The sequence below is a fragment of the Kitasatospora sp. NPDC127111 genome (genome assembly GCF_042677465.1).
Classification (GTDB): domain Bacteria; phylum Actinomycetota; class Actinomycetes; order Streptomycetales; family Streptomycetaceae; genus Kitasatospora.
In genome coordinates, this window is sequence record NZ_JBHXTG010000031.1 from 21717 (window position 1) to 39718 (window position 18002).

Consider the following 18002-nt stretch of genomic DNA (forward strand, 5'->3'; position numbering starts at 1 on the left):
CGAAGGGCAAGTCAGGGAATCAGCCCTGACTCGGTACGAAGGTACGAAGGTACGAAGGTAGATATAGCATGCGACGTGCTGCCTCGCCGCCCAATCGGGTTTGACGGCAGGGTTTAACACCCGGCCCAAATACTGCGGAGTGTGCACTTCGATGGGCAGCAGCTTATGTGACTCACAGTCAGTCCGCAAACACGCACCCATGGAAGGAGGTGCCAGTGGCCGGTCGTGGACCCGCCCCGAAGGACCCGGCAAAGCGCCGCCGGCGGAACGGAGAGCCTGCCCCGCTCGTGACCCTGGAACCGGATGACGAACTGCGCGGCCCAGAGCTGCCGGAGGGTGTGCTCGGTGAGGACGACGGGGAGTCCGTCGACTGGCACCCGATGACGAAGCTGTGGTGGGAGTCCTGGAGGACGTCGGCGCAGGCGCAGACCTTCACCGCGACGGACTGGCTCTTCTTGATCGACACGGCCCTGATGCACCACACGATGTGGGCGAAGGGCCGGTGGGAGTTCGCCTCTGAAGTCCGTCTGCGCGCCGCCAAGTTCGGAGCAACACCGGAGGACCGGATGCGACTGAAGATCCAGGTTGAGGTGCCCGGTTCGGCCCGAGTAGCGGCCCCGCCGACGTCGGCCGGCGTGACCGACATCGCCTCCCGTCGATCCCGCCTGACAGCTTAGGAGGACCGTGCCGCGCGCAGTCGTGCGCGCCCCCGGTCACGATCGCAGCGCCTCCCTCGGGTGGATGGCGCTCGCGTGGATGGAGTTCTTCGTTCGTCACGGCCCTGGCGACGTCCAGGGTGAGCCCATTCGTCACGGCGACGAGTACAGCGGCTTCGTCGCCGACTGCTACGCCGTTGACGGCGCTGGCAGGCTGCTCTACGACTCCGCGTTCTTCAGCCGCCCGAAGGGCTGCGACAAGTCGGGTCTTGGCGCCCGCATCGGTCTCTTCGAAGCCTTCGGCCCCGCCCGGTTCCTGGATTGGGCGGAGGGCGGTGAGGTCTACGAAGACCCGTGGGGTCTCGGCTTCTCGTACGTCTACGAGGCTGGCGAGCCGATGGGCCAGCCCGTCAAGGTTCCGTACCTCCGCATTATGGCGACGGAGGAAGGGCAGACGGGCAACGTCTTTGACACGATCTACTTCAATCTGACCGATGAGGCGTCGCCCCTCAGTCTGATTCCCGGCGTGGACGTCGGGATTACCCGGATCAACCTGCCTGACGGTGGGGAGATCATGCCATCCACCGCGTCCTCCAGCTCAAAGGATGGCGGTAAGGAGACGTGGGTCTGTTTTGACGAGACCCACCTCTATAACACGCCGGAACTTCGTCGGATGTACGCGACGGTTACGCGTAACCTACGCAAGCGCAAGAAGGGCGCGCAGACGTGGTATCTCGAAACCACGACCATGTTCGCGCCCGGCCAAGATTCCGTAGCTGAGCGCACATACGAGGAAGCGGAGGCAATCCGCGAAGGTCGTAAGAAGCGCGGCCGGAGTCGGCTGCTTTACGACCACCGGTACGGCGAGTGCAAGGATCTGAAGAACGAGGATGCCCTCCGGGCCGCTCTCATTGACGCCTATGGCGACGCAATGGAGTGGATCGACCTGGATTCGCTTGTAGATGACTTCTACGACACTCGAAATGACAGTGCGGACGGTAGAAGGTACTTCCTCAACAGCCGCACCGTTGCCTCGGACGCGTGGATGGACCCCGATGCATGGGGAGCCTGTCGGCGGGCGGAGGAATTGGCTCCGGGGGACCTCGTCACGTTGGGATTCGACGGGTCTATCCGAGACGACGCGACTGCGCTCTGCGCCTGCCGTGTCTGGGACGGGCACCTCCAGGTTCTCGGCGTCTGGGAGCGGCCCGAAGGGCCCGAGGGTGAAGGCTGGCAGGTGCCGCGCGACGAAGTCGACGCTGCGGTCTTGAAGGCCTTCGACCGGTACGAGGTAGCCGGCCTCTACGCGGACCCGCCGCACTGGCAGGACTACGTGGACGCCTGGACGCGGGATCACGGCGACGGCCTCCGCGTTCGTGCCACGCAGGCCCGCCCGATGGAGTGGTGGACGAACCGGCCGACGGCGATGGAGCAGGCGCTCAATCGCTTCCGGGAGGCCGTGGAAGACCGTGGGCTCTCGTATGCAGGCGCGCTGAACACTGACGAGACTGAGACGAATTCCGCCTTCCGTCTCGGTGGCACCCTGACCCGCCATGTGCTGAATGCCAGGCGCCGGCTCATGGGCCGAAATGCGCTGGGCATAGGCAAGGAACACGCGAAGAGCCCGAAGAAGATCGATGCGGCGATGGCCGCGTGTTTGGCCTACGAATGCCGCGCTGACGCCGTCGCGCTCGGCATTACGAAGCGGAAGAAGAAGTCTGGTCGGCTCGTCGCGTTCTAGAAAGGGGGCCGCATGGCCGTAGACGCTAGCGTGCCGCAGTCCCCTGGATGGTGGCTGGCTCGGCTCGGGAATCGGATCATATCCGAGGCTGACGAGCTAAAGACCCTGTGGGACTATGCCACAGGCGACCCGCCCATTCCGGAAGTCCCTGGGATCGCTCCCGGAGACACGAAACAGTGGATGAAGCTGGCCCGTGCGAACTGGGCCGGACTCGTCATTGACGCGCCGGCTGAACGTCTTGGTGTCGACGGTTTTCGGTTCGGCGTTGACGGCGGGAAGACCGCCGATCAGGACGCTAACAGGATCTGGCAGGAAAACCACCTGGACGCCGATTCGGACCTGATCCACTACGGTGCTCTCGTGCAGCGACGGGCCTACGCCCTCGTGGAGCGAGGAACCGACGGTCGACCGGTCATCACGCACGAGACTCCACGGCAGTTCGCCGTGGAGTACGAACAGGGAAGTCGGCGCCGGATCGCGGCAGCACTGAAACTCTGGCGCGACGACTGGACGAACATGACCCGGGCGACGCTCTGGCTGCCTGGCAGCATCCACTACTTCGCCACCCGCCGGGAGGCGGCAGGCTTCGCCGTGCTGCGGAGTGAACTGCGCACATGGGATCCGCTGATGCTTCCCGGAACTACGGACGGCACAGCGACGAACCCCCTCGGGCGAGTGCCGGCCGTGGACTTCGTGAACCGTCGGAACCGGCGGATCACAGGCTTCGCGGAGCATGAGGACATCCTGCCGATTCAGGACCGGATCAACCTCTCGCTGATCAACCTGATCGCTGCAATGCGCTACGGGGCGTTCCGGCAGAGGTGGGCCGCCGGTCTGGAGGTGGACGAGGATCCGGTCACGGGACAGAAGATCCAGCCCTTCCAATTGGATATCAAGTCGTTGTGGACAACCGACGATCACGAAGTTCGCTTCGGAGAATTCGCCTCAACTGACTTGGTCCCGTACGTCAAGGCTGTGGAATCAGCGACGCAGGATCTCGCCGCAATTTCCCGCACGCCGCCGCATTATCTACTCGGTCAGGTAGTGAATGTCAGTGGCGACGCGTTGAAGGCTGCGGAGACCGGCCTCGTTTCGAAGGTCAGGGATAGGCAGCGAAATTTCGGCGAAAGCTGGGAACAGGTCATGCGCCTGGCCTTCCGCGTGCTTGGCGACGAGCAACGTGCTGTGGCCTACGACGCCGAGACGATCTGGCGCGACCCGGAGTCCCGCACCCTGGCGGAGCTGGCCGACGCAGCCGTGAAGCACGGTGCGGCTGGTGTTCCGTGGAGGCAGCGCATGGAGGGCATGGGCTACACGCCGCAGGAGATAGGCCGCATGGAGATCGACCGCGCGCACGATGCGATGCTCGCTCCGGCCGCGGAGCCGACTCCGCTCCCGACGGGCCAGCCGCCACAGGACTCTCGGGCGGTGATCGGTCGTGGCGACGTCGCGCAGGCAGCCTGACCCGGGCCTCCGCTACAACACCGCAGTTTCGGCGACGTGGGCGAGCGTGCTGCGGCACCTCTCAAGCCAGTGGCGGGGGCTCGGGTCCTGGCGCGAGGGCGACGTGTCCCGCTTCCAGAAACGGGCCCTGCCCGTCATCCAGGCTGGTCAGCGGAATATCGCGACCCTGACGGCCAGCTACCTGGAGCAGATGCACAAGGAAGTACTGGGGATGACGTCGCCACGGGTCACGCTGGATCTGGACAAGGTCACCGGAGCGGCTTCCCGCAATGGCACTGAGCCGGCAGACGTCTACCGTCGGCCGTTCAAGGTCACGTGGAAGGCACTGGCCGACGGGGAGCCGTTCGACGTTGCCCAGCAGCGCGGGGCCGATCGGCTGGAGACCCTGGCGAAGACCGATCTTCAGCTTGCACGGACGCATGCAACCCGTGCCGTTCTGGAGCAGCAGCCAGCCGTGACGTACTACGTTCGTGAGCTGCGCGGAGAGCACGACTGCGCACTCTGCATGATCGCGTCCACGCAGCGCTACCGCAAAGCCGAGTTGCTGCCGATTCACCCCGGTTGCGACTGCGGGGTGCGGACCGTCCGGGCCGACTACGACCCGGGCCAGGTGGTCGACGCAGAGCGCCTGGAAGCGATCCACGACGCGGTGGAGGCCGCTCTCGGCAAGTCCGACCGGGGCGGCCGCGCGGTCGACTACCGCAAGATCATTATTGCGAACAACCACGGCGAGATCGGCCCAGTGCTCGGATTCCGCGGCCAGCGATTCACCGGGCCGGAGGACATCCGCCTTCCGACATAGCCCGACATGGACACATCAACCATCTATCCCGACAGGGGAGTTACTGGCATGCGCCGACGCACTCTGGCCCGCTCCGCAGTTCACTCGCTGCTCGACTCGCAGCCCTGGACTCTCTACGACAACGACCCCGGCGCGGGCAACGGCGGAGGCGGCGGTAACCCCGTCGGCCCGAACGGCTTCCCGGAGAACACGCCCGTAGCCGAGATGAGCCACGAGCACCAGGCGGCGTACTGGCGCCACCACTCCCGCCGTTGGGAGACGGTCGCGAAGGCTGCTCCGACTCCGGAGGAGGTGACGCAGCTCCGGGCTGACTCCGCCGAGCTGGCCACCCGCAAGACCGCGGAGCTGAGCGAGACGCAGCGACTCCAGAAGGAGAAGGACGACGCGGAGGCAGCTGCGACTCGGGCCCGCGCTGACGCGGAGGCCGCGACCCGCCGCGTGCTGCTGCTGGAGGTGGCCAGCGCGAAGGGACTGACCTCGGAGCAGGCGGGGCGGCTCCAGGGTGGCACGCGTGAGGAGCTGGAGGCCGACGCGGACGCACTGCGGGCTGCCTTCGGTGGTGGCTCCGGTGCTGGCGGAACCACGCCTCCGCCAAGTGGCGGTAACCGGGGCGGCGACGTCGGCGGTGCCGGGACTCTCCAGGCCGGCGCGGACCTCTATCGGCAGCGCAATCAGCGCTCCTGACGACCTGACCACGGAGGACACGTGGACATCAGCATCACTAACGACAGCTACACGCAGGATCGGCGGGACTGGCTGGGCAGTGCCCACGGCACCGACGCGCCGCGCTCCATTCAGCTCGACCTGACGAAGGGATTCGTCAGCGGCACTCACTACCCGAAGGGGTTCCTGAAGTCCGGCCTTCCACTGGGCAAGGTCTCCGCAAGCGGGAAGTACGGACTGTACGACAACGCCGCGACGGACGGCCGCGAAGTTCTCGTGGGCTTCCTTTTCACCCCGGTCGACGTTCGGACGGGCGGTTCCACGAGTCCCGCCGCGAACATTCTCCTCCACTGCTTCATTGCGGAGTCGCGCCTTCCCGTTGCCGTGGACAGCGCCGGTAAGGCGGACGTGGCCGGCCGCATCATCTTCGTCTGAGAGGTAGAGCATGCAGCTCATTACCGAGTACGCCACGCCGGCAGAGCTGACCGGCTATGTGCGTGCTGCCCTGGCTGACCGGCCAGAGAATCAGCTCACCCTGGAGCGCTGGCTCCCGAATGCGACGATCAACGATCTGACCTACCGACTGTCCCGCGGGGGCGGCGGGCTGACGGAGGCGGCAGGGTACCGCTCGTGGGACGCGGAGTCGGACATCGCCACCCGGCCGGGCTCCAGCCGGATCACCGGTGAGCTGCCTCCGATCTCCCGCAAGATCCCGGTGGGGGAGTATGAGCGGATCCGTCGGCGCGGCCTTGACGGCCAGCGGGCGGAGATCCGGGACGCGATGATGGACGACGGTGTCCGGCTGGCCCGCCAGATCGAGGCGCGTGTAGAGCTTGCGCGTGGCTCGGCGCTGTTCAACGGCAGCGTGACCCTGGCAGAGAACGGCCTCGTGGGTCTCACCGCCGACTTCGGCCGCAACGCCGCGCACAGCGTCACGGCCGTGAAGGTCTGGAGCGACCCGACGGCGGACATCATCGCCGACCTGTCGGCCTGGCTGGAGGTGTACGTAGATACCAACGGCGAGCGACCGGCGAACACCATCATGTCGCTCAAGATCTACAACTGGCTGCGACGGAACGCCCAGCTCCGCGGACTGTCCACGACCGGTGCGACGGCGCCGTCTGTGCTGACCTCCAGCATGCTGGACGCCGTCCTCCAGGACTATGGCTTCCCGGCCCCCGTCATCTACGACGCTCGGGTGAGCGTGGCCGGCGTCTCCACTCGTGTGACTCCGGAGGACAAGATCGCGTTCGTCCCTGCTCCGGGTGACACCATCGGCAAGACCCTGTGGGGTGTCCCCGTGGAGGGGGACGACCCCCGGTATGGCCTGGCGGGTGACGCGGCCGGCATCGCCGTGGGCGGCTACAAGACGGAGGACCCGCAGACCGTCTGGACCCGCGCTACCGCGATCGTCCTGCCGGTGGCGGTCGACCCGGACCGGACCTTCGTCGCGGACGTTCTCTGATGGCTCGGCTGAGCACCTACGTCCACGTCCAGGATGACACCGGCCGGGCCGTGATGCTCGGCCCTGACGACGAAGTCCCTGCGTGGGTGTTCCCACTGATCACCAACCCGAAGGCGTGGGCGGAGCCGCCGGACAGGGCGCCGGAGTCGACCCCCGATCCTGTGAAGCCGCCGGCCGCCACGAAGCGGGCTTCGGCCCGACGGAAGGCCGCCGATGCTGTTCAGCGCGACTGACCTTCGGACCTACACCCGCCGGGCCGTTACTGACGCCGAGTACGCGCTCATCCACGAGATGACGGACGATGCGATCCGCGGAGAGGTTGGCGCTCGGCTCACCGAGCCTCCGCAGCCAGGGATCAAGTCCGTCGCTCTGGCCGTCGCGGCTCGCGGGCTGACGAACCCGGGCGGTCTCCGCTCGGCAACTGCTGGCGCTGTGAGCGAGAGCTACACGGATGCTCTGACTGGCATCGTGCTGACCGAGCAGGAACTCCGTCGGATCCGGCGAGCGGTGGGCCGGTCCGGCGGCGCCGGGATGCTGAACATCGGCCCGTGCGACGCCGAACCAAGCGCCGGGATACGGAGCACTGCGTGGTAGGCCCTGACGTGCAGGAATCCGTGGTCCGTATTCGCCGGAGCGTGTCCCAGGATGCCTACGGTAACGACGTTCGAGGCGTCGCCGTGGAGACGGAGCTAGCGGATTGCAGTGTTCTGCCGCCCTCCGGTCAGACGGCTGCGACGGTTGAGGTAGTGGAGGCGCGCGACCAGGTGGCCATCATCCGTGTCCTCTTCGCCCCGGCTGGAACGGACCTCCAGCCTGCCGATCAGATTCGGCACCGTGGGACGACGTACGAGGTTCACGGCAAGCCATCCGAGTACCCGGGCCAACTAGCCCATGTGGAAGCAAACCTGACGGCGGTGAGCGGCTGATGGCGAGACACCGCAGCACCTACACCGGCCGCTACAACGGCATCGGACGACTCCTTCAGAACCCCGGGGTGCAACGCGCTACCGCACAGGCGGCGCAGCGAATGCAGCGGATCGCAGAGTTCCTGTCGCCTGTGGGAGACCCCGCGACGGACCCGCACCCGGGGCAGTACCAGAACTCATTCGCCGTTGTGCCGGTGACCAAGAACGTCCCGTTCCGCGGGAAGCCGCGCCTACGCGCCGGATCTCGGCTGATCAACACTGCCCGCTACGCCCGGGACGTTGAGTACGGCAACGGGAAGGTGCAGCGCTACGCCGTCCTGCGAACCGCCCTTGACGCCGCGCGGGTGATCGATGGCTGACCCCGTGGACGTGGAGGCTGTGCTCACACGATGGCTCCGGGCCCGATTCGACGTCCGGTCGTGCACTGAGCTGCCGGCCAACCTGGAGGATGTGCTCCCGGTCGTCCAGGTGGCGACCGTCGGTGGCCTGGCGGCTCGCTTCTCTGCCCGGCCCCGTGTCGACGTGGACGTGTACGCCGCCGACTACGTGGCCGCTCGCACCCTGGCCCTCCGAATCCGAGACGCACTGATCACCTGGCGGGGACCGGCCGAGCCTGGCGCCGTGGTCTCCGAGACGTCGATCGACGCCGAGCCGAAGCGGCGGCCGTATGAGAATCCGGCGCTTCGTCGCATCGGCCTGACAGTCACGATCGCGCTTCACCCGGCTGCCTACTGACCAACTGAATTACTGCCGCGCTAGTCGACTAGCACGGCTTTCGCATGCCCGGGGAGGGCGCGTGACCGACACCCGCAATGCCGATCTCACGTTCGGCGCAACCGACTACCTGGCGTACCTGGCGCCCCGCGACACCGCGTCGCCAACGGGATTTGCCGCACCGTCCGCGGCCTGGAAGTGCCTCGGGTGGGTGACGACCAGCGGCGGTACCTTCCAGATCAGCGATGAGAAGAAGGACATTCAGGCCGCAGGGTCGCTGGAGCCCATCCGTACGCTGATGACTCGCAGCACAAAGACGGTGAAGCTGACCTATCAGGAGGCGATCAATCCCCTGATCAGGGCGCTCTACGACGACGTCCCGATCTCGACTCTGGAGCCAACGGCCGGTATCGCTGCGTACGACCTTCCGGACAAGCCCAACGACCTGAAGTACGCGTGGCTGTTCGACACCATCGACGGTGCCAAGCGCGTGAGGCTCTACATGCCCAACGGTCAGGTGACCGAGCGGGGCGACGAGCAGCCACAGACGGAGGACGTGTGGGCGGTCGAGATGACTGCCACGTTCTACAAGGGCGCTGCGAACGCGCCGGCCGTCCGCCGAACGATCGACTACGGCGGCGTGGACGTCTCGGGCTTCTTCTCCTGATGACCAGCGGGGCCCGTATCTGCGCGGGTCCGGGCCCCGCTTCACTTCAAGACCCGCGCATCGCATCTGACTTAGGAGACCCGCGCGCATGACTGACACTACTCTGACCCCTGTCGACGCTCAGGAAATCGAGGCGACGGGCGATTACGTCGCCATCAACCTGGACGGTGTGCCTCTGCGAGTCCTGCCCGTCGGCCAGTGGCGGCCGTCGTTCCTCCGCGCTCTGCGGACAGCCGACTTCGACGGCTGGGCGGCGCTTGCGCTGCACCCAGACGACGTCGCAACCTTCGTGGAGCTGGACTCCACCATGGACGAGATCGGCGACTTCACCGCCCGCGCCATGTCGGCGGCGGGGGAGGCTCCGGGAAAGTCTGGGGCACGTTCCGCGTCCTCCAGGACCACGCGGAAGCGCTAGAGGCGGATCTCGCGTTTCGTGGGATTGATCTCCTCGACGTCTACCGGGGACGGCTGTCGATGCGCCGGCTCCGAATCCTGATCGAACACCTTCCGCCGGATAGTGCGACGAAGACGGCGATGCGCAATGCGCTGACGCCCGAGCAGCGCGAGCAGGCAGCTCAGGGTGCCCGTCCGGACCTGGCCCCGTGGACGGGGACGGAGTTGCTGCTCGCGTCTCTGCTGGACGCAGTCCGGGTGCAGACAGCCGTCGCAGTGGCGGCCGCTGGCGGGAAGCCGAAGATGCCCGATCCGACCCCGCGTCCCGGGATCCCTCCGAAGAACACCACGCGCCGTCGTCTGACGGATGAGCAGCGCCGCGCCCTTGATCCGCGGCTCAGGAACGAGCAGCCCCGGGAGGCGTAGTGGCGCTGGACATCGTCGGCCAGGCAGGTGTGGACGTCATCCCCGTCCTGCCGACCTTCCACGAGAAGCTGAAGGCGGCGATTCTCCCGATCGCTGACCGTGTCGGCCTCCAGGCCGGACGCGTACTCGGCGAGCGCATGGGGGAGACCTTGCGCGCCGGCTTGGCGGGTGCCGGTGAAGGCGTCGGCCGGACGCTGGGGCAGGAGATCGCTTCCGGGATGCAGCGCAGGATCGCGGAGGCGCTGCCGGACGCGATTCGGGAAGGCGGCCGCCGCGCCGAAGCCCCCGCGGTTCGCGACGGTGACCGGGTCGGCGGCGCGTTCGCCCGGTCCCTGAAGGCCAAGCTCCAGGCTGCCTACCGGTCGATGCCAAAGCTCGACGTGGACGCCAACACGTCGCAGGTGGACGCCGATCTCGCCCGTGTGCGGGAGCGGCTGCGGGAGCTGTCCGGCAGGCGGATCGGTATCGACATCGACGCTGCGACGGCATCCGCCCGTGTCGCGGATCTTGACGCGGAGCTTCGTCAGCTAGGCAGCCGACACCCCAGCCCGGTTGTCAGGATCGACACCGCCACGGCCCGCGCGGCTTTGGCGGAGGTCAAGGCTGAGATCGCCGCGATCACGGCCGCGCCGCACGACGTGGAACTACGCCCGGCGGGAGCGTTCCGCGAGCGGCTGATAGCTCAGGTGCGGGCGGCCACGGCTGCCCTGCCGGCGGTCGACGTAGGTGTGTCCACCGATGAGGCGGAGGCTCGGCTCGCGACCCTGCGCGCAGAGCTGGCCACGATCCCGGAGCGCCTGACGACCGACGCCCACTTCTCGGATGCGGAGGCACTGGCAGCTCTGACGCGTCTCCGGGCACGGCTTGCGGAGCTGAACACGGCCGGCGTCCGCATCGACGTCCGGGCGGACGCGGCCCGGGCGGAGGCGGAACTGGCAGCAGTCTCCGCCACCGTCGCGGCCCTGGACACACAGCGGGCCACGATCAGAGTCGACACGTCGGCTGCGACGTCCGCGGTCTTCGTGCTCAGCATCCAGATTGCTGCGCTCGCCGCTATCCCGGCCGTTCCCATCCTGACTGCCGGCATCGGTGGGTTGGCAGCGGCGTTCACGGCAGCCGGTGCCGGGGCTGGCGCGTTTGGACTTGCTGCGGTTCCTGCGATCAAGGGAGTGGCAACCGCCCTCCAGGCGCGAAAGGCGGCGCAAGAGCAGGCGACTTCTGCGACGGTTGCCGGCGTCAATGCAGACGTCACAGCGCAGCAGCGCGCTCTCTCGCTGGCCGGTGCACAGCAGTCGCTCGCGTCGGCGCGACGGTCCGCCGCACAGCAGACGGAGAGCGCGGCCCAGCAGATTGCGCAGGCAGAGCAGTCTCTCGCGGACGCAGTTGCACGGACGGCAGACGAGCAAGCGGCGTCGGCCCGTCGTGTCCAGGACGCTGAGCGCTCTCTCGCAGACGCGCAAAGGACGGAACAGCAGGCGCAAGAGGAGCTGACGGCAGCGCGAAAGACCGCTGCGCAGCAGCTTGCGGACTACCAGACCCGCCTTGCAAACGGTGCCCTGGACGAGCGGGAGGCGACTCTCCGAGTCACGAAGGCGCATCAAGAGCTGCAAGCCGTCCAGGCAGCTGGCGCGCAGGCAACGCAGCTTCAGCGCGACGAGGCGCAGCTCTCCTACGACCGTGCAGTGCAGAACGCTAATGACCAACGGGCTGACTACGCGCGACTGCAATCGGAGGCGCAGGCGGCTGCCGACGCCGGCGTTGACGGTGCGCAGGTCGTTGTAGCGGCGCAGGACCGTCTGACGAAGGCGCAGCGGACGACCGCCGATCAGGCTCGCGCTGTTGCGGACGCACAGGCTGCTGCCGCGAAGACCGCATCCTCGTCCGCCCGTGCCGTAGCGGACGCACAGGACCGCGTCGCTCAGGCGCAGCGTGCTGCCGCAACCGCCGCACAGACGGCCGCGGACTCTGTGGCTGCCGCGCAGCGCGGCGTGCAGCAGGCAATGCTGTCGACGGAGAAGAGCATGGGCAGCGCCGTGTCGGCCGCCGACCGGTATGACGAAGCGCTCCGAAAGCTCTCCCCGCAGGCGCGGGCGCTCTTCGACGCCATCGCCGGTCCGCGTGGCCTGAGCCAGGCCTTCAGACAGTGGGCCGACAGTGCGGCACCCGATGTCCTTCCGATCTTCGTTCGCGGGGTGGAGGCGGCGAAGGGGACGCTCCCCGGCCTGACCCCGCTCGCCGAGAGCGCCGCCCGGGCCATCGGCACGCTGATGGACAAAGCCTCCGCACAGCTCAAGTCGCCGTTCTGGGTAGATTTCAAGGCGGACATCCGCGAGACGGCCGAGCCGGCAATCGTCGGTCTCGGCGTTGCGTTCGGAAACGTCCTCAAGGGAATGGCGGGCATCGTAGACGCCTTCCTGCCGCACATGGACGGCATCGTCACGCGAATGGAGTCCATGACGGGCCGCTTCGCGAACTGGGGGGCCGGCCTGAAGGGCAGCCCGGAATTCGAGCGATTCCTGGCGTACGTGGACTCCACTGCTCCCAAACTTGGACCAGCGCTACGCGCCATTGCATCTGCCGTGCTCTCGATCTCCGAAGCGCTGTCGCCACTGTCCGGCCCCGTGCTTGACGGCGTCCGATGGCTGGCAGAGGCGGTGTCGAATCTGGCGACGGACTTCCCGATTCTTGTTCAGGCGCTTTGGATTGGAATCGCGGCGTTCAAAATCGCTCGGCTCGTTGCCTTTGGTGCGGCAGCCGGAATGGCGGCATACAACGTCGTCACGGCCGTTGCGACAACGGAAACGGGCGCACTGGCGACTGCGATGCAGCTGACGGGTATCGTTCCGCTTATCGAGTTGATCGTGCTTGCGATTGCTGCCCTAGTCGCAGGAGTCATTTACGCGTACAACCACTGGGGATGGTTCCGGACGGCCGTTCTGGCGACTTGGGACGCGATCAAGGTCGCCGCCCTATTCGTCTGGAACTACGCCCTGAAGCCGGCGTTCGATGGAATCTGGATAGCGCTCCAGGCCGTCGGAACCACGGCAATGTGGCTCTGGGAGAATGCGCTCGGCCCGGCCTTCCGGTTCATCTGGGAAGCTGCGCAAGTGCTTTTCGCAATCCTCGTGACGGTCGTAATCGGTCCGCTCGTGATCGCGTTCAACATTCTGAGTGCCGTCGTGATGTGGCTCTGGCGGGACGCCTTCAAGCCCACCTTTGAGGCTATTGCGACGCTGGCGACGTGGCTTTGGAAATGGGTCATATCGCCGTACATTGACGCGTGGATAGCCGTCTTCAAGGCTCTCGGCGACCTTGGCCTTTGGCTTTGGCGGAATGTGCTGCAGCCCGCATTCGAAGGAATCGGAACGGCAGCCACGTGGCTGTGGAAGAACGCGATCAAGCCCGCTTTCGACGGGATCGCAACGGCCGCTGGCTGGCTCTGGGAAAATGCCTTGAAGCCGGCGTTCGAGGCTATCAAGTCGGCGCTCACCCCGGTCAGCGACGCCTTCGGCAAGGCGAAGGACCTGATCGGCGAGGCCTGGGGCAAGCTGATCGACATCACGAAGAAGCCCGTCAACTTCGTGATTCAGAGCGTCTACACCGACGGCATCAAGGCCGTTTGGGACAAGGTTGCCGATTTCGTTCACCTCCCCAAGCTGCCAGACGCTCCCAAACTGCTCGCTGCTGGCGGCACCGTCGGAAACGGCTGGGGTCCCGCAGTTCCGATGGTCACCAACCGTCCGACTGCAATCGTCGGCGAAGGAAACCCGAACTACCCCGAGTACGTCATCCCGACGGACCCCAAGTACCGCAGCCGGGCCATCGCGCTCCATGCTGCCGCCGGCTCCCAGCTCATGGAAGACGGCGGAATCCTCGGCACAATCTGGGGTGGGATCAAGGGGGCGGCCGGTACCGCGTGGGATTGGGCGAAGGATGGCGCTGACTTCCTCCGCAACCCGGGGAAGCTCTGGGAGAAGCTGACACAGCCGGTTCGGGACCTCTTCGCTAAAGTCGGTGACTCGCCGATCGCGAAGACGGTTGCCGGGATTCCCGAGAGGATCCTTACGAGCCTGAAGGACAAGGTCGTCGGGTTTCTCGGGGGCGGATCCGGGCAGCAGCCGGCTGGCAACGGGGGATCCGGAGTACAGCAGTGGGCGCCGACAGTTCTTCAGGCACTCGCAATGCTGGGAGAGCCCGATTCGTGGCTGGACACAGTCCTGCGGCGGATGAACCAGGAATCCGGCGGTAATCCGACGATCGTCAACAACTGGGACTCCAATGCGGCGGCCGGGACACCGTCCGTCGGCCTGATGCAGGTAATCGGCCCCACCTTCGGCGCCTACGCCGGTCCGTTCGCAGGGACGGGGCCGTTCTCTTTCGGAACCTCGACCGACCCCCTGGCGAACGTCTACGCCGGCCTGAACTACGCGATCCACCGGTATGGCTCGCTGAGTGCGCTCAACCGGCCGGGTGGCTACGACAGCGGCGGATATCTCCCGGTGGGAACGAGTCTCGTCTACAACCACACGGGCAGGCCGGAACCTGTTTTCACGTCCGGTCAGTGGGACGCGATCCGAAATGGCGGGCTTCACGGCTCCGGGGATATCTCTCTGGAGGCGCACGTGTACGTCGGTGATCGCGAAATCACGGACATTGTCCGCGTGGAGGTGTCGCGTGCGGAAACTGCGACAGCGAATGCCCTGACGATCGGAAGGCGGCTCTGATGAGTGTCAGTACGAATCTCCTCTCGGCCTCCGTCTCCGACGTCGAGACCACCACGACCGGGTGGTCTGCGGGCACGAACACCACGCTGGCGCTGGGGACGCGGGGCTACACCGGCTCCGCGTCCCTGAAGCTCACGGCAACGGCCACCAACACCGTCTCCGCCACGACGGTCACGCGCGTGGCGGTGACGGCCGGCCAGGTCTACACCGCGTACGGCTACGCCGCGCTGGAGACCGCTGCCACCGGCCGAAGCGTGAACGTGTTCATCGCCTGGTACAACGCGCCGTCGGGCGGATCCCCGCTCTCCTACTCCACGTCGCCAAGCAGCAGCCTGGCGAACAGCACGGCGTTCCAGACGCCACCCCCGATCCTGATCGCGACGGCACCGGCCGGTGCAACGTACGCCGTGGTGGGCATCAACGTCATGGGACTGACGGCCGGACAGGCGGCACTGTTCGACGCCGTCGCGCTCGGCCTGCCGGCCCTGATCTCCGGCAACCTGATGACCTACGCCGCACAGAGTGTGGAACAGGACGGATCGGCCTGGACCGCCTTGGCGGGTGCCACCGTGACCCGCAGTTCGACGGCAGCACTGGAGGGCTGGTGGAGCCTGCTGGCGACGTCGACCGCCTCCAGCGGCACCGCCGACGTCGGCACCACGGCCGTTCCGGTGACGGCCGGCACGGAGTACCTGGCGTACGCGTGGGTGCACCCCGGGCAGACAGGCACGGTCAGTGCGGAGCTGCGCTGGCAGGACGCCTCATCGAGCCCTGTCGGCACGGCTGCAGTCGGGAGCTGGCCTTCGCTGCCGTCGGGTAACTGGACGCGCGTGGGCGTGGCCGGCAGTGCCCCGACGGGGGCAACGAAGGCACAGCTCGTCATCCGGGCAGCCAGTTCTGCCGTCGGGCAGACGTGGCTGATTGATCAGGCGGCAGCCGTCCAGGTGACGAACGAGCCCGGGAACTTGATCGGCTACGGTCCGTATTCCATGGAGGGCGGGGTTGGAGGCTGGACGGCCTCCGGTGGCGGGTCCATCGCTGCCAGCACGGCTCAGGCCGCGGAGGGCTCGACGTCCCTCGCTCTTACGTGCACGGGCACCGCGGACGCCGTGGTGTCGCTTGCACCGATCCCGGTGACGGCGGGCCAGGCGTACCGGTTCCGTCCGTCGGTGCGGCCGCCGGTTGACGGGCTGACGTACACGGTGCGCCTGGACTGGGTGAACGCGGGCGGGCAGACGATCCGGCAGACGTCCTCCGGGATCACCGCAGGGTCGTCGTCTACCTGGACGTACAGCTACACATCCGACCTGGCCCCGACCGGAGCGGTCTCCGTCCGGCCGTCGATCGTGCGAAGCGGGGCCAGCCCCGGGGAAGTCTGGTATGTCGACAAGGCGTTCCTGGCAGCCGGCGGGCTTGCTGCGTGGGCCGAGCCGACGACTGCGGGCTACGGCGCGGTGATCCACGTCCAGGGGCTCACCACGGACGGTCGGAACCGCTGGGGGCTGTGGCGGACGACGCCGGACGGTATGCAGACTCCGGTTCGCGGCTACTCCGGTGACCTGGTGTCGGAGACGACGACGGGTGACGCCACGATCGTGGAGGACTACGAGGCGCCGCTAGGTGTGCCTGTGGCGTACTACCTGAAGGCGTGGACGGCCCCAGCTGGTACGGACTGGACGGCGTACACCGTCGATTGGCTCACTCTGCAACACCCCGACCCGCTGTGTGTGGTGCTGAAGGATCCGGCGCTCCCTGCTCGGAATCTGCGGGCCGTGGTCACCACCATGCCGACGTGGAAGCGCGCGGCACGGCAAGGCGCACACAGCATCCGCGGCCGGGCGCGACCGGTGATCCTGACCGACGTCCGCTCGTCCCGTACCGGCTCCGTTGTCCTGAGCACTGCGACCGATACGGAGCGCCAGGCGCTCGTCTGGCTGCTGGAGTCCGGGCACACGCTGCTTGCGCAGTGGCCGCCGGGATGGGGTGAGGCGGACGTCTACCTCCAGGTCGGGGACCTGGACGAGGGCCGTCCCAGTGACTACTCCCTCCAGCCCGACCGGGAGTGGACGCTCGCGCTGACGGAAGTGGATCGTCCGATCGGCGGCCTTGTCGGCTCCGCAGGCCGAACCTGGCAGACCGTCAAGGACAGCCGGGCCACGTGGGCCGAAGTCCTGGCCGGATCCCGCACCTGGCTTGACGTCCTCACCGGAGTGGGAGGTAGTTGATGTATCCCGTGAGCGCGGCTCTCCTCGCAGCGCTGTCGACGCCACACCAGGTGGTAGTCCGGGTTGACGGCTTCCTGGCCGGAGTCCCCACCGTAACGGACCTGCCCATCGAGGGCGGGTCCGTAACCGTGGACCGGGGAAGCAAAGTGCGCCGAACGCTCTCCCTCACCGTCGCCGACCCGGCGTATCTGCCGTGGGACGCAGAAGACCCGCTGGCCGTCTACGGACAACAACTCGTGGTCAGCCGCGGAATCAAGTTTCCCGACGGGACCGTTGAGCTCTGCCCGCTGGGGACTTTCCGCCTGGACGAGCCGAGCGGCGACGTGGACATGGGACCGGTCACCCTGACGGGCAAGACCCTGGAGGCAGCCGTCCAGGACGACCGATTCACGGCGCCCCGGTCGACGGCTGGCTACGCTTCGACCGTCGCAGCGATTACCGCGCTGATTCAGGAGACGCTGCCGGGCGCGGTGGTCGTCAACTTGACTGCGGGTAGCCGCGATCAGGCGTGCGCCGTGGTGGTCTGGGACGCTCAGGCTGACCGTTGGGATGCGGTCGGACAACTCGCCACGAGCATGCACGCCGAGTGCTACGTAGACGTGCTGGGACGCTTCGTCATTGCTGATGTCCCGGACCTCTTCACGGCCACCCCGGTGTGGGACGTGGCGGAGGGGCCGACGGGCAACCTGATCGCTGCCAGCCGGAAGCTTGCCCGAGCCGGCGTCTACAACGCCGTTGTAGCCAGCGGAGAGAGCGCCGTCTCCGGGGTCCCGCCCGTATCCGCCATGGTCCAGGACACCGACCCCACGAGCCCGACACGGTGGGGAGGGCCGTACGGACGAGTCCCGCGCTTCTACAGCTCCGGACTGCTGACGTCCTCCGCGCAGTGCAGCGCAGTGGCGGCCTCCATGCTGCGCGACGCCATCGCACCGAACGTCGAGACGTCCATCAGCAGCCTCCCGAATCCCGCGCTGGAGGCGGGCGACTGCCTTCGACTGACATATGTCGGCGGGCGACAGGAGAGAGTGCTCGCGCAGAGCTTCAGCGTCCCATTGGACGTCGAAGGCGACTTCTCTCTGACCCTCCGCGGCAGTAAGGCAGAGCCCGCATGACCGATCTCGCTACAGCCATCCAGC

16 protein-coding genes are annotated in these 18002 nt (G+C 67.2%); all 16 read left to right on the plus strand.

The genetic code is table 11. The annotated features are described in order from the left end of the window. Positions 1-287 precede the first annotated feature (287 nt). The 16 genes from ACFVHB_RS19985 (at position 288) to ACFVHB_RS20060 (ending at position 17978) form a co-directional block, all read left to right on the plus strand. Positions 288-677, plus strand: coding sequence for a hypothetical protein (locus ACFVHB_RS19985; protein WP_380323563.1), 390 nt, complete (start codon positions 288-290; stop codon positions 675-677). A gap of 7 nt (positions 678-684) precedes the next feature. Next, positions 685-2397, plus strand: a complete 1713-nt coding sequence (locus tag ACFVHB_RS19990) for a terminase (protein ID WP_380323566.1) — start codon at positions 685-687, stop codon at positions 2395-2397. A 180-nt stretch (positions 2398-2577) separates the two neighbouring features. Next, positions 2578-3861, plus strand: a complete 1284-nt coding sequence (locus ACFVHB_RS19995) for a phage portal protein (protein ID WP_380323569.1) — start codon at positions 2578-2580, stop codon at positions 3859-3861. Then, positions 3836-4663, plus strand: a complete 828-nt coding sequence (locus ACFVHB_RS20000; protein ID WP_380323572.1) for a hypothetical protein — start codon at positions 3836-3838, stop codon at positions 4661-4663. Before ACFVHB_RS19995 ends, ACFVHB_RS20000 begins: the two co-directional genes overlap by 26 nt. A 48-nt stretch (positions 4664-4711) precedes the next feature. Then, a complete protein-coding gene (locus ACFVHB_RS20005; RefSeq protein WP_380323575.1) occupies positions 4712-5347 on the plus strand; it encodes a hypothetical protein in 636 nt (211 codons plus the stop codon). Positions 5348-5368: 21 nt separating this feature from the next. Continuing rightward, positions 5369-5761, plus strand: a complete 393-nt coding sequence (locus ACFVHB_RS20010) for a head decoration protein (RefSeq protein WP_380323578.1) — start codon at positions 5369-5371, stop codon at positions 5759-5761. A gap of 10 nt (positions 5762-5771) precedes the next feature. Then, entirely contained in the window at positions 5772-6791 is a 1020-nt protein-coding gene (locus tag ACFVHB_RS20015; protein ID WP_380323581.1) for a major capsid protein, read from the plus strand. Between the two features lie 213 nt (positions 6792-7004). Continuing rightward, the gene (locus ACFVHB_RS20020; protein WP_380323583.1) at positions 7005-7385 is read left to right on the plus strand and encodes a hypothetical protein; all 381 of its coding nucleotides are present in this window, start codon (positions 7005-7007) and stop codon (positions 7383-7385) included. Between the two features lie 331 nt (positions 7386-7716). Beyond that, positions 7717-8076, plus strand: coding sequence for a hypothetical protein (locus tag ACFVHB_RS20025; RefSeq protein ID WP_380323586.1), 360 nt, complete (start codon positions 7717-7719; stop codon positions 8074-8076). Next, positions 8069-8452 carry a hypothetical protein gene (locus tag ACFVHB_RS20030; RefSeq protein WP_380323589.1) on the plus strand — a complete coding sequence of 128 codons (384 nt, stop codon included), beginning with the start codon at positions 8069-8071 and terminating at the stop codon, positions 8450-8452. Before ACFVHB_RS20025 ends, ACFVHB_RS20030 begins: the two co-directional genes overlap by 8 nt. Before the next feature lie 61 nt (positions 8453-8513). After that, positions 8514-9098, plus strand: a complete 585-nt coding sequence (locus ACFVHB_RS20035) for a phage tail protein (protein ID WP_380323591.1) — start codon at positions 8514-8516, stop codon at positions 9096-9098. Between the two features lie 88 nt (positions 9099-9186). After that, positions 9187-9513 (plus strand): hypothetical protein, encoded by a 327-nt coding sequence (locus tag ACFVHB_RS20040; protein ID WP_380323594.1) that lies wholly within the window; start codon positions 9187-9189, stop codon positions 9511-9513. A gap of 119 nt (positions 9514-9632) precedes the next feature. Beyond that, positions 9633-9917: a hypothetical protein gene (locus tag ACFVHB_RS20045; protein ID WP_380323597.1), complete on the plus strand. Its 285-nt coding sequence runs from the start codon at positions 9633-9635 to the stop codon at positions 9915-9917. Next, positions 9917-14641, plus strand: coding sequence for a transglycosylase SLT domain-containing protein (locus ACFVHB_RS20050; protein ID WP_380323600.1), 4725 nt, complete (start codon positions 9917-9919; stop codon positions 14639-14641). Before ACFVHB_RS20045 ends, ACFVHB_RS20050 begins: the two co-directional genes overlap by 1 nt. Further along, the gene (locus ACFVHB_RS20055; RefSeq protein ID WP_380323603.1) at positions 14641-16866 is read left to right on the plus strand and encodes a hypothetical protein; all 2226 of its coding nucleotides are present in this window, start codon (positions 14641-14643) and stop codon (positions 16864-16866) included. The genes ACFVHB_RS20050 and ACFVHB_RS20055 overlap by 1 nt, the downstream gene beginning before the upstream one ends. Then, positions 16866-17978, plus strand: coding sequence for a DUF5047 domain-containing protein (locus ACFVHB_RS20060; protein ID WP_380323606.1), 1113 nt, complete (start codon positions 16866-16868; stop codon positions 17976-17978). Before ACFVHB_RS20055 ends, ACFVHB_RS20060 begins: the two co-directional genes overlap by 1 nt. Positions 17979-18002 lie beyond the last annotated feature (24 nt).

What these genes read in the sequence shown, in the direction of transcription:
- ACFVHB_RS20015 (WP_380323581.1), top strand. Translation starts at nt 5,772, where the DNA reads ATGCAGCTCATTACCGAGTACGCCACGCCGGCAGAGCTGACCGGCTAT.
- ACFVHB_RS20060 (WP_380323606.1), top strand. Translation starts at nt 16,866, where the DNA reads ATGTATCCCGTGAGCGCGGCTCTCCTCGCAGCGCTGTCGACGCCACAC.
- ACFVHB_RS19995 (WP_380323569.1), top strand. Translation starts at nt 2,578, where the DNA reads ATGAAGCTGGCCCGTGCGAACTGGGCCGGACTCGTCATTGACGCGCCG.
- ACFVHB_RS20045 (WP_380323597.1), top strand. Translation starts at nt 9,633, where the DNA reads ATGCGCAATGCGCTGACGCCCGAGCAGCGCGAGCAGGCAGCTCAGGGT.
- ACFVHB_RS20040 (WP_380323594.1), top strand. Translation starts at nt 9,187, where the DNA reads ATGACTGACACTACTCTGACCCCTGTCGACGCTCAGGAAATCGAGGCG.
- ACFVHB_RS20025 (WP_380323586.1), top strand. Translation starts at nt 7,717, where the DNA reads ATGGCGAGACACCGCAGCACCTACACCGGCCGCTACAACGGCATCGGA.
- ACFVHB_RS20020 (WP_380323583.1), top strand. Translation starts at nt 7,005, where the DNA reads ATGCTGTTCAGCGCGACTGACCTTCGGACCTACACCCGCCGGGCCGTT.
- ACFVHB_RS20005 (WP_380323575.1), top strand. Translation starts at nt 4,712, where the DNA reads ATGCGCCGACGCACTCTGGCCCGCTCCGCAGTTCACTCGCTGCTCGAC.
- ACFVHB_RS20055 (WP_380323603.1), top strand. Translation starts at nt 14,641, where the DNA reads ATGAGTGTCAGTACGAATCTCCTCTCGGCCTCCGTCTCCGACGTCGAG.
- ACFVHB_RS20030 (WP_380323589.1), top strand. Translation starts at nt 8,069, where the DNA reads ATGGCTGACCCCGTGGACGTGGAGGCTGTGCTCACACGATGGCTCCGG.